Source organism: Paenibacillus sp. J31R34 (assembly GCF_059383715.1).
The window spans coordinates 1,067,634-1,079,701 of the sequence record NZ_JBXENU010000001.1; the positions used below are offsets into that span (position 1 = coordinate 1,067,634).

Annotated in this window: 9 protein-coding genes and 1 pseudogene; 3 read left to right on the forward strand and 7 right to left on the reverse strand. The window is 47.0% G+C overall.

All coding sequences use genetic code 11. From position 1 onward, the window contains the following. Positions 1 to 398 precede the first annotated feature (398 nt). The 3 genes from AC50YG_RS04520 to AC50YG_RS04530 all read right to left on the reverse strand — a co-directional run bounded on the left by AC50YG_RS04520 (position 399) and on the right by AC50YG_RS04530 (position 3,630). On the reverse strand, positions 399 to 2,654 hold the full coding sequence (locus tag AC50YG_RS04520; RefSeq protein WP_494824994.1) for an ATP-binding cassette domain-containing protein: 2,256 nt from the start codon (positions 2,652 to 2,654) through the stop codon (positions 399 to 401). 251 nt (positions 2,655 to 2,905) lie between these two features. Next, positions 2,906 to 3,304 carry an SRPBCC family protein gene (locus AC50YG_RS04525; protein WP_494824996.1) on the reverse strand — a complete coding sequence of 133 codons (399 nt, stop codon included), beginning with the start codon at positions 3,302 to 3,304 and terminating at the stop codon, positions 2,906 to 2,908. After that, the gene (locus AC50YG_RS04530; protein ID WP_338556431.1) at positions 3,301 to 3,630 is read right to left on the reverse strand and encodes an ArsR/SmtB family transcription factor; all 330 of its coding nucleotides are present in this window, start codon (positions 3,628 to 3,630) and stop codon (positions 3,301 to 3,303) included. Before AC50YG_RS04530 ends, AC50YG_RS04525 begins: the two co-directional genes overlap by 4 nt. 284 nt (positions 3,631 to 3,914) lie before the next feature. On the opposite strand from AC50YG_RS04530, the pseudogene AC50YG_RS04535 reads away from it, so the two are divergent. Then, positions 3,915 to 4,714 (forward strand): annotated as a pseudogene (locus tag AC50YG_RS04535) (deoxyribonuclease IV). Between the two features lie 143 nt (positions 4,715 to 4,857). On the opposite strand, the gene AC50YG_RS04540 reads toward AC50YG_RS04535, so the two are convergent. Continuing rightward, positions 4,858 to 6,243, reverse strand: coding sequence for an MFS transporter (locus tag AC50YG_RS04540; RefSeq protein ID WP_494824999.1), 1,386 nt, complete (start codon positions 6,241 to 6,243; stop codon positions 4,858 to 4,860). Positions 6,244 to 6,353: 110 nt separating this feature from the next. Here AC50YG_RS04540 and AC50YG_RS04545 point away from each other — a divergent pair, with 110 nt between their 5' ends. Further along, complete coding sequence (locus tag AC50YG_RS04545) at positions 6,354 to 7,241, forward strand: LysR family transcriptional regulator (RefSeq protein ID WP_494825000.1); 888 nt, start codon at positions 6,354 to 6,356, stop codon at positions 7,239 to 7,241. A 92-nt stretch (positions 7,242 to 7,333) separates the two neighbouring features. Here the strand turns inward: AC50YG_RS04545 and AC50YG_RS04550 are convergent, their stop codons facing one another. Then, on the reverse strand, positions 7,334 to 8,599 hold the full coding sequence (locus tag AC50YG_RS04550) for a glycoside hydrolase family 5 protein (RefSeq protein ID WP_494825001.1): 1,266 nt from the start codon (positions 8,597 to 8,599) through the stop codon (positions 7,334 to 7,336). 203 nt (positions 8,600 to 8,802) lie between these two features. Between AC50YG_RS04550 and AC50YG_RS04555 the strand changes: the two genes are divergently transcribed. Then, positions 8,803 to 10,077, forward strand: coding sequence for a stalk domain-containing protein (locus tag AC50YG_RS04555; protein WP_494825003.1), 1,275 nt, complete (start codon positions 8,803 to 8,805; stop codon positions 10,075 to 10,077). Positions 10,078 to 10,275: 198 nt separating this feature from the next. On the opposite strand, the gene AC50YG_RS04560 is transcribed toward AC50YG_RS04555, so the two are convergent. Then, positions 10,276 to 10,746, reverse strand: coding sequence for a GNAT family N-acetyltransferase (locus AC50YG_RS04560; protein ID WP_494825005.1), 471 nt, complete (start codon positions 10,744 to 10,746; stop codon positions 10,276 to 10,278). 159 nt (positions 10,747 to 10,905) lie between these two features. After that, positions 10,906 to 12,045, reverse strand: coding sequence for an NADH-dependent flavin oxidoreductase (locus tag AC50YG_RS04565; RefSeq protein WP_494825007.1), 1,140 nt, complete (start codon positions 12,043 to 12,045; stop codon positions 10,906 to 10,908). Positions 12,046 to 12,068 lie beyond the last annotated feature (23 nt).

A 12,068-nucleotide genomic window follows, 5' to 3' on the forward strand; every position in this document is an offset into this window, starting at 1 on the left:
ACATTTGTTTAAACATAATTCAATTCATGTTAATGGATTCAGGGGTTAATTTCCCCCCAAGGTTGTGGCTAATTAAAAGATTCCATGTTGGTACTGGTTGGTAACTACACCAAAGGAAAGTTCCATGGAAGCTGCGGTGCGATCGAGCATTTTTAAAACAACATTTAGAACTGATTTCCACTCGATGAAGGTAGCTTCGAACCTTAAATTATGCTTGACGGTATCAGGCTCTCAATTTTCGAAAGTTGTCCGTTTTCGTACTTCTGTTACTTAAGCAAAAGGCTGCCGATTTTGCTGGCAGCCCTGGTTGAGTATACGAAGGTTTAACATTTAATATGTTCTCCTTGTCATGCTAAGAAATTACGAATCCCATATATTACGAAAGTATATTTGATGCCTTACATCAAGTATTTTCCCGTAATCGACTGCTCCGCATGGATAATCTGCCCAGGTGCGCCCTCGAACACTACCTGGCCGCCCTTGCTTCCTCCGTCTGGTCCCATATCGATGATCCAATCCGCTTGGCTGATTACATCGAGGTTGTGTTCAATGACAATCACCGTATTGCCGGCATCCACGAGGCGGTTCATAATTTCCAGAAGATGGCCGATATCTGACATATGTAGGCCGGTTGTCGGCTCGTCCATCACGTAAATACTGCCCTTCTTGTGCAGCTCGATTGCCAGCTTAATCCGCTGGCATTCCCCACCCGATAGCGTGCTGAGCGGCTGGCCAAGTGTAATATAGTTGAGACCCACATCACTCATCGCTTGAAGCTTGCGTACTACCTCTTTGAGCTGAAAAAATGCCAATGCCTGCTCTACTGTCATCTCCAGCACTTCTGCAATGGACTTGCCGTCCAGCTTGTACGCGAGCACCTCTTCTTTGAAGCGTCTACCTCCGCATACTTCACATGGCAGCTTCACGCTATCGAGGAAGGCAAGGTCTGTATACACAACACCCAGCCCTTGGCAGTTCTCGCAAGCCCCCTTGGAGTTGAAGCTGAATAAGCCTTGGCCCACCTTGTTCGCGGAAGCAAACGCCTTGCGCACATCATCCATAATGCCCGTGTAGGTTGCGGGATTCGAGCGTGTTGACACTCCCACCGCCGATTGGTCGATCACGATTGCATCTGGATGCTGGCTGAGGAATACTTCGTTTATTAGTGTGCTCTTACCCGAGCCAGCGACACCCGTAACTACTGTCAGCACTCCGGTTGGAATATCTGTACTCACGCTCCGCAGGTTGTGCAGTGTCGCATCCTTGATGGACAACTTCCCGGATGGCTGCCTGCAATCATGCTTCAGTTGGAGCGGCCGCTTCATATGGGTGCCTGTCAGTGTCCCTGACTCCAGCAGGCCTTGGAAGCTTCCTTCATATACGATGGTTCCGCCGCGGCTGCCGGCGTGAGGCCCAACATCTACGATATGATCCGCCAACTTAATCACATCGGGATCATGCTCCACCACAATCACAGTATTGCCCTTGTCGCGCAGCTTCTGGAGCAATTCATTTAACCGATGCACATCACGGGGGTGCAAGCCAACACTGGGCTCATCGAAAATGTAAGTGACATCCACCAGACTGCCGCTCAGGTGCTTCACCATCTTCACGCGCTGCGACTCGCCGCCGGACAAAGTATCCGTCTCGCGGTTCAGCGTCAAGTAGTCAAGTCCGATATCCACCAAATGCTGCAGCCGCTCCGTCAGCGACTTGGTGACTGGCGCAGCGACAGGATCATCAATCTCGCGAATGACACGAATGAGCTGCCCGACCTCCATGGAGGACATCTCCGCAATATTGAATCCATTGATCCTGCAGCTGAGCGCAGCCTGACTCAGTCTCGCTCCGTGGCAGCTGGAGCAGGGACCTTCGGAGATAAACGGCGCAACGGCTCGTTGTGTCCGCTCGGACTTCGTCTTCACATCCTGCTTAATGTACTTGTTCATGAACTTCTCAATGATGCCTTCGAGTGTAATGTTCATTGCCTTACCGGCGAACTGCATCTCCACTTTCCCTGCCTTGCTGTACAGGAGCTGCTCCAGTTCCTCAGCCGAATAATCGTTCAGCTTCTTGCCTGGATCGAAGAAGCCCGTCTGCACAATTAGGTTCCAATCCCAAGCGTCCACCGCATAGCCCGGCAGCAGAATTGCCCCTTCATTCAACGACTTTGACATATCCACCGCTTTGCTCATGTCGACGCCCAGCCTGCGACCCATCCCATTGCACTCGGGACACATCCCTTGCGGATCGTTAAACGAGAACATGTTCGCTTGTCCAACATAGGGCTGACCCACTCTGGAGTACAGCAGACGGAGAATGGGAGAGATATCGGTAATCGTGCCCATTGTAGAATGGGAACCGCCGCCGAGCCGCTTCTGATCCACAATAACAGCCATGCTCAGATTCTCGATCGCGTCCGTATCCGGCTGCGGGACGCGGGGCAGAAAGTTGCGTACGAACATGCTGAAGTTCTCATTCAGCAATCGCGTGGATTCTGCGGCAATCGTATCGAAGACGATCGATGACTTGCCTGATCCGGATACCCCGGTGAAGATCGTGATCTTTCGCTTGGGAATACGCAAGGATACGTTCTTAAGATTGTTTTCCCTCGCACCCGAGATTACGATATAATCCTGATTAGATTCGCTCATGCTTAACATCCCTCCAATTCGCTATAATAAGGCTTAGACATTTGGGCAATCACAGACTAACTTTAAATATATGCACTTAGTGCGAACTTGACCCGAAACGACAAGAACATCTCAGAAATAGACGTAAAAAGGCTGCAATATACATGCAGCCTATGCAGCCTTTTTATGTGTTTATTCAGTTCAAGCAAGGTTCAATGATCGTCCCCACTATTTCAGCATGGGGAATTAGGCTGTTTTAACACCGAATACGGTTATTGCTCCAATACCTGTTCAAACCCGCCGAACCAATTGGTCCAGCCATACCTAGCGCCTTCAAGTCCTTGAGTATTGGAGAATCCGGTTTGCTCAAGATGAAGATTAACCTTTCCTTCCCCTAAATCCTGCAGCGTCCAAGTAACCGTGTGCTGCTCCCCTCCGCTGGCCCAAGTATAGGACAAACGGTTTGGTTCTTCCACGATCAGTACTTCTCCGATAATAATGCCATCCCACCATTCGGACGGCTGCGTGCGGAACTGAAAACGGTGTCCAACGACGGGCTTAAAATCATTTTCCATGATCCATTTGGCAAGCTTGCTTGGATCAGTTAAAGCGGACCAAGCCTTCTCGATTGATGTCGTGTACTGAAAATCCAAAGATAATGTTAAACTCATTCTTCTTCCTCCTCAAATAGTTGGTTCAAGCGCAGCATGTTCGCACTCCAAAATTTGCTGTAGAAGCCTACCCAATCTTGAATTTCTCTGAGTGGAGAGGCGTTTAGCCTAAATCGCGTTTCTCTGCCGACTTTTCGATCAAGCACCAGCCCGGCCTCTTTAAGGATTGTCAAATGTTTGGATACTGCTGTTCGGCCCATTTGAAACTGTGCCGTTAACTCATGCAGCGGTATCTCCTCTGTTTCTGCTAACAGCTGAATCAATCGGCGTCTAGTTGGATCTGCAATCGCGTCAAACACATCCCGCATCGGGTTGTTCTCGCTCACAACACCCTCTCCTAAAAATTATTACCAAGGGACAGCCGATAATTTCACAACCTTCTTAAATTATGCGGCTCTTCGAACGTAGCGCCCACGAGGCGAGAATTTTCAATTCGACACCATTTAGTGTCACTTAAATAATAGGTCACCATTTGGTGTCGTGTCAACAACATTTTTAAACTCCGTATTATTGAATATCAGCATAAGCCATTTCCTCGAATATTCCTAAATAATCAAGGGCAGACTTCGTTTAACTTACTCTGCAAGATCATTAAACGGAGGTCTTCTGCATGCTAATTGGCAGTCATGTATCCATGGGTGGCAAAACAATGCTGCTTAGAGCAAGTGAAGAAGCTGCGTCATATGGTGCTAATACATTTTTGATCTATACAGGAGCCCCTCAAAACAGTAAGCGAAAGCCTATAACCGACTATAATATTTCAGCGGGTCACGCACATATGAAGAAGCATGGCATTAGCCATATCGTTGTTCATGCCCCTTTCTTAGTCAATTTGGCCAATACGATTAACAGTAAAGTATTTGAACACAGCCTGTCTTTTATGTGTGATGAGATAGAACGGACAGAAGCTCTAGGCTCGGATCAGATTGTGATGCATCCAGGGAGTCATGTAGGCGCAGGAGTGGATTTGGGGCTCAAAAAAATAATAGAAGGACTGAACGAAGTATTGTCCCCCAAAAAACACGTTCAAATTTCCCTTGAAACAATGGCGGGAAAAGGAACCGAGTGTGGCAAAAGCTTTGAAGAACTGGCTCGGATTATCGATGGAGTTACGCACAATGAACGTTTATCTATATGTCTGGACACTTGCCACGTGTAAATGAACGTGGTTCTCGCCAAGATAGACATGAGAACATTGGTCATGGATACATTGGATTATCGGCACTGGACTACATCGTACACCATCCTCAACTGATTGATTTGCCCAAGCTGCTGGAGACTCCCTCCATAGGCAAAATTAAATATAAGAATCCGCCCTATAAACATGAGATCGCGTTGCTCCGAAGAGAATTAACTGTACCGGTTTTGAAACAGCTCGACCTTGATGCGAACTCAGATATGGATGAGTAATACGATTGCACTTAAAAGTTGGAACTCTTAGATAGACAAATCAAAACAACTAAAATAACGTAAAAAACAAAAGCTGCACAATTTGATTGCAGCTTTTGTTTTATTGACGCAACTCTATTTGTTTATATAACGCATCATGTTGTTTAAACCGCTTGCGATTCCGATAAACGCTGACCTCGTAAGTTCATGACGATCAAGATGGTGGCCAGTATCGTAAGGATGAATCCGAGCATTTGGAAGCCTATAGCACTGAACGCATCCCCCATGACGATTCCAATCAACAATGATGATAAAATAGTGCCCAGATATCTTGAAGTATTAAAAATCCCCGATGCGACACCAATCATTTCTTTTGGCGTGCTCTTGAACAAGGCCGCCTGCATGCCGACACCACTGAGCCCATTGCTTATTCCAAATAAAGCTAAAATCAGGATTACACTAACGACCGGTGAATTTTCATCCAATAGCATGATCCATATAGACCCTAATGTCATGAACCCTGCAGATACGATTAAAGCTGGCCGTGAACCTGATTTGTCAATCCAACGTCCAGCAAAAGGAGCAATAACAAGTGAACACAAGCCAAGGGCTAGCATGAGAATTCCTGTATCAAATTCATTGATATGACGTACCTGCTGCAAATAAGTCGGTATGCCAAAAAACAGGGAGTAAAAAAGAATATTGATGAGCATGAATTGCACATTCACCCAAGTCATTGCCGGATATTTAGCGAAGGCTCGCAAAGGGATAAAAGGTGATGCCGTTTTTAGTTCGTGTCTTATAAATGTCACGAGCGCAATACAACCGATTCCTCCTGCCAGCAGATTCCATGTTGAAAGATGTCCGGATGATTTGAACGAAAGCAGCCCAATCAGCAAACCAACCAAAGCTACCGTAAACAACAAGATACCTGGGGCATCAATCAAACCTAGCCAATTCCGAATGGACCTTTCGCCAGAAGTAGATTCGCTTGGCTCGTCCTTAGGGATTGCTCTCCAGGCAAATAAAAAGCTTGCTAATACAAGCGGAATATTAACAAGGAAGATGCTAGGCCAGTTCCACCAATGAATTAATATACCACCAATAAAGGGGCCAATCGCTGCTGCTCCGGACAGAAATATCGCCAGGACGGACAAGGCAGCTGCTTGCTTCTCGGTAACGTAAATTCTTACAATCGCCATTCCGACCGCAACCATCATGCTTGTGCCAATAGATTGAACGATTCGAAATACAATGAGCCACGAAAAGCTCGGCGATAACGGGGCTAACATGGAGGAGACAAAGACAACAACAAGACCGGTAAGGAATATCTTCCTGCGGCCGAACAAATCACTGCACTTGCCCATGACAGGTTGAGCGACGGCACTCGCTATATAGAATGAAAAAATAATCCATGACACGTCTGTAAAATCAAGCAGATACACCTGTTGCAGCCTTGCAATGGCAACAGAAATCATGGAGGAATTTAGTGGGTTCAGCATGATTCCCAATCCCACAGCTATCAATAACCATTTATTTCGATCGTTCATTTTAATCACATCTCCTTGTCTTGCTGTCATCTTACATGAAACGCTTCATTCTTTCCAACGCATTTTATGTTATGATTTAATGAACCAGAAGGAATAAGGGGCCATGTGAAATGGAGCTGCTTCAACTACAATATTTTCTGACAGTCGCCCGATGCGAGCATGTTACGGAAGCCGCAGGAAAACTGCATGTTACGCAATCCTCACTCAGCAAAACAATACAACGGCTAGAGGATGATCTAGGAGCTCCTTTATTTGATCGAATGGGGAGAAAGCTTCGACTAAACGAATTCGGAAGAACCTTTCTTCGCCGAACCGAAAAAGCCTTATTTGAATTGGAGCAAGGAAAACGGGAAATCAGTGACCTCGCAAGTCCCGAACAGGGCACTTTGGAACTCGCAGTGACCACGGCAAGCACATTGCCAAGCATCCTGCGGGAATTTCGGAAAAACAAGCCGCACATAAAATTTCATGTACAAATGGCCACCTTACGGGACATGTCCACGCTTCTTCATCGAGGAGAGGTCGATTTTTGTCTGTCCTCCCCTCCGATTGAAGGCGATGATATAGAATGTCAGATCCTGTTTGCTGATCCGATCATTGTAGCCGTTCCAGCTAGTCATCGATTTGCGGAGCGAAGCAGCGTATCGTTAGCAGAGCTTAAGGATGAATGGTTTGTAGGCGTGAAGAAAGGGTACGGTGTTCGTGATCTGGTGGATTCCAAATGCCAATCCGTCGGTTTTGTACCTAAGTATGTCTACGAAGGAAATGAACCCGCAAGATTAACCGCACTTGTGGAAGCAGAAATCGGCATCGCATTTATACCAAGAACAGCAAGAAACCCACGAGATCACATTAAATATCTCCAAGTAGAAGATCATCTGCTGATGAGGGAAATTGCTTTATTGTCGCACAAAAGCAGGTACATTTCGAAAGCAGCTTTAGAGTTTCGCAGAGTTGTTATTGACTATTTCAGTGCAATGTCCCAAGAAATATATTAATTCCCCTCTTCGCTAGCCGAACAACAAGAAAGCCGATCCGGCTTTTAGACCGTTCGGCTCTTTTGCTGTACCTCTACTTCTATCAGCACAAACTACCATGCTTGCAGATCATGCAGTAAGGGTAAATCCATTCCGCTGCTCGTAGACGCTATCGAAGCTGCTGTCTGCTTCGTTGGCGTCGAACCTGCTGTCTGCTTTGGAGCTTCCGAATTGCCGCCGTTCAAAGGCTTCATGATTCTGGCCAGCATTTTTTGCTTCGGCTTGTTCCATGTTTGCCAATCGTCTAACAGCAATCCGCCGGTATCTCCGCTGTTCGGATTGAGGCTCCAGTAGGTCCAATACAGATCATTCTTCCCGATGTAGTCGACAAGCGCATTTTGCCACTTGCCCTCCTTCGAAGCCGAATCGACGCTGCGGCCGCCGAACTCCCCGAGTAGTATCGGCGCGATTTTCTCCTTATGGATGTAGCCCCAATTAGCCTCCCATACACTAGGCAGGTTGGCAGGAAATTTCTGATCGGTGAACCACGGCTGCGACGAAACACCCGGGCCGTAATCATGCGGAGAGTAAACGAGCTGGTTGGCCACTTTCAGCCGGACTGGATATTTGCGGACGCCCTTCAAATTGCCGCCCCACCAATAGGAGCCGCTCTGTCCCTTTACATTTGCGTCGACCCCTTCCACCACGATCAGCCAGTCCGGATTGACAGCGAGAATCGCATTGCCCGCCCGTTCCGCAGCCAACCGCCAGTCACTGGCTGAATCGCCGCAGCCCCAGCATACGGAACCGTGCGGCTCATTATGCAAATCGGCTCCAATCACCGTGTCGTTAGCCAGGTAGCGCTTTGCCAGCATCGACCAATCTTTAATCCAGGTCTTTTCCGGCACCGATTGGGTGTACCATCGCTCCGCCTGCCCCGAGGAGGTTGGGCGGTGACGGTCAAGAATGATTTTCATACCGCGCTTTTCCGCCTTCTGAATGAGCTTGTCCAGCAGCTGAAGCGGCGTCAGCCCCTTCAAGTCGGGATTTTTCACATAGTCGATCCCGCTTGGTTTTTTACCGGGAAGCAGCATTTCGTTCGTATACGGAATTCGCAGCAAATTGTACCCTTCTTTTGCAAGCTGGTCCAGCATGCCATCCATTGATCGTGTCCACAAGCCGTGGGGAGAAAAATTTTCCGTCTCAAATCCGAACCAGTTCACCCCGTTGAAATTAGCCGGTTGGCCCTGCTCATCGACGATACGGTTGCCCGACGTGTGGTAATAGCCCAAAGACGAGGTGGGCTTGCCTGCAGCAGTCGCCCCAATGCTCGAGAAGAGCACGGCTACCAGCAACAGGCATGTTCCTATCCATTTCATTTGATCCTCCCTTTCTATTATTCAGGATTAACACACAGTGCATAGCTTTGCAGTTAAGTCGCGCTAGTAATAGCCTCTCTTTGAATATATCGGATAATCAGCGTTGCTACTGTATATCACTTCATGTAATTGGAACTATATTAAAATTTTGCTATACTAATGTATGCTAGATTCCCAATTAATGAGATGGAGGAAAACATAATATGCTCTGTAAACGAATTGGTAAAACAGTTGCCGCCACCCTTCTTGCCTTAGCCTTGCTCGGAACCAACCCAAATATCGGTGATGTCTATGCAGCACCGGCTATATCTGTCACGCTGGATCATGTTCTACTGCAATTTGATACAGCCCCGCGGATAGACAAAGGGGTTACCTACGTCCCCTTCCGGACGGTTGGAGAAGCCCTTGGAATCCATATCACATGGAACAGCCGTTCGCAAACGGTTAAAGCGACAGGCAGTGTTAAAGGACAAGTCACGGAGGTTCTTCTTCAAGTGGGCAGCACAACAGCTACTGTAAATGGAAAAAAAGTGAAGCTCGCGGCAGCACCGATCCAGCTTGAAGGGCGTGTGCTCATCCCTCTCAGTTCATTCAGCGGCCAATTCGGTGTCGCTGTAGCCTGGAATCAGACAACACGTACAGTTTCTCTTCTATCCCCACAGCGCGAAATGCATTTGAGAGCCTTCTATGCATTGCAATCCTTTCAGGAGCGGGATTTGGTTTCATCTATGAACTCGGTAGCTTTTGGCTGGAGTCGCATCGATCGCGAAGGTCAGTTTACACTTCAGGGTGACGAGTATCGGCTTCCTGACGCGGCAGGTGACGTTACCCCTCAATCCCTTGTAGCGGATGCAGCGAATCAGAGCATTAAACCGTACCTTATGGTATATGCATTAGACGGAAATGGTGAACTAACGAAGGTTTTGAGTGATAGCAGCATGCGCGAGAAGTCCATTCAGGGCATAACGGCTTCCGTTGCAGAGAACGGATTCGGAGGAATTGTTCTTGATTTTGAAGGATTGGGTTATAAATTGGATGCTGTGCAACAGCAGAAGCTGCTGAACGATTACGTTAAACAGTTGAAGGCTTCCCTGCCAAGTGACATCGCTCTATCGTTAGCAGTCCCACCCTTAAATAGTGCCTATAAAGGCTACGATTACAAGACTCTGGCTTCCATCGCAGATGATCTCATTATTATGGCTTATCAGTATAATCCTGTCGGCACCAAGTCACAGGTACCCGAACCCAATAGTCTAGTAGATCAGGCGATTCAGCTTGCGCTCGATGCTGGTGTTCCTAAGCAAAAGCTCCTACTCGGCATAAGCCTAAGCAGTGAAACGCCCTCTTCCATCAACGACAAGCTGGGTCTTGCCAAGCGCTATGATTTAAAAGGTGCCGCTTTCTGGCGCCTAGGATTATTTCGTGCCTATAATGATCAGATGGAAAGCGCTGTGAATGCCTCAGTTGTAAAAGAGTAGGAAAACACAAATTCGTACATTTAGATTTGGTTATTTGCCAATCATTGAACCAAATCTCCTGATTCAGCGAATTTTATCATTCCATTTATATAGGAGATTTCGGTTCAATTACTTTAGGCGGAAAGGTACGATCATCCTGCCGAGCTGGCTGCGCTTCACGCTTCAAAATAGCTTGGCCGGATGCAAGGCTATTTGAGATCAAGCCTGCTTGAGCACCAAATCTTTTTGAAACGCTAGTACCTCATCCCACTCCCCGTGAAAAACCGGTATCCGGTAGTACCCTACTCTTTCATAAAGCGCTGCCGCTTCCGGCTGCTTGGGACCTGTTTGCAGTTTTAGATTGCTGTAGGAAAATTCGCGGGCAAGACGCTCCGCTTCGGCGAGTATCGCCTGAGCAACACCCTTGCGGCGGAAATCTGAGCGTGTGTACATGCGCTTGACCTCAACCGATGTTTCATCAAGGAGCCTGATTGCCCCACAGCCTACAGGGTAACCGTCCAGACGGGCAACAATAAAGGCTGATCTTGGTGCCTCCACGTCGGAGGGCTGGAATCCTGCCGTCCCATCACCGCCATACAACAAACCCAGTTCTTCGCTAAGCTCCCTAATTAATTGCTCGGAATCCTTGCTTCGTACATCTTCAGCAGCAGCAAGCACGATAGAAGACATTTATAAAAACCCCTTTATCTCATTGGAATTATTGGTTTAAGTGATTTATATAAATTATCACGAACGATCCCGAGCGTCAATTGCTCCATCGATTGAATTTTTCGATAAGCAAATAGATTGTAAAGCTATTATGAAATTTGCTTTTAGCATTTTTTACATTCAATAATTAGAGTGTTTGCCTTCTTTGTTGATCGTAAACCAGCCCGGCATCGTCTGAATGACATGCCAAAGCTTATCCGGCAGTTCAAGCTGGCTGAGTTTAGAGACGTTCAATTCCATATCGATCTCAGCTTCACGGCCATTTTCAGTTTTTCGGACCCACTCTGGGTCCATGACCAGCGCATGGCCAATAGCCATAAGTGGTAATCCTTTTTCTAGAGCTTGAAGGGCATCATCTGGTGTTTTGACAGTGCCGGCAGCCATAACGGGTACTCTTCCGTTTACTTTATTTAGAATTAATTCAAGTCTTGATTTGTCAACCTCGCTGTCAATCGGTTTCGAAGACAAGTCATCCAATGAAGCATGAATATAATCAATATCCAGTTGAACAAGCCGGTCGATTAATTCATACGTATCTTTCATTCGCAGGCCCCCTTCTCTCGATTCTTCTGGGGAGAAACGAAAGCCTAAAATAAATGGTGTTTGTGCATGCTTCTTAATGACACTTTTAATCTCCTCAATAAGTAAAGTTGGAAAGCGCAAACGATTTTCGAGTGTGCCGCCCCATTCATCGGTACGTTGATTGGTCATTGGGGACCAGAAGCTTTGCACTAAAAATCCATGTGCGCCGTGAATTTCAATACCATCAAACCCAGCTTCAATTGCTCTTCTCGTAGTTTCGCCAAAAGCATGGATAATGGACAAAATCTCCTCGCCGGATAATGCTCTGGCTTCTGCGCTAGCAGCAAAAGCCGTAGCTTCCGTTTTCATTGCACTAGCACTTACGACATCAAAGTTAGGCAGAGCTTTATTACCAGCATGGAAAATTTGAAGTAAAGCAGGAGCGCCGCCACTTTTCGCAGCTTCAGCAAGTTTCCGCAGACTCGGAATAAAGGAATCGTCGTAAGCGGCAAATTCGTTTGTAAAGCCTTGCCCATTTGGAGTGACCTGCGTGCATCCTGTTATAACAAGCCCTACCCCGCTAACTCTTTTGCGGTAATAGCTGACTTCCTCATCGGAGACTGTTAGATCATCATTGCTTGCCCAAGTTGTCATTGGAGCCATAACGACGCGGTTTTTGATCGTGATACCATTTTTAAAAGTGAAGGGCTGGAAAAGTTGATTATATTTCGAATTCATTTTTTGTCCTCTTTTCATTTGTT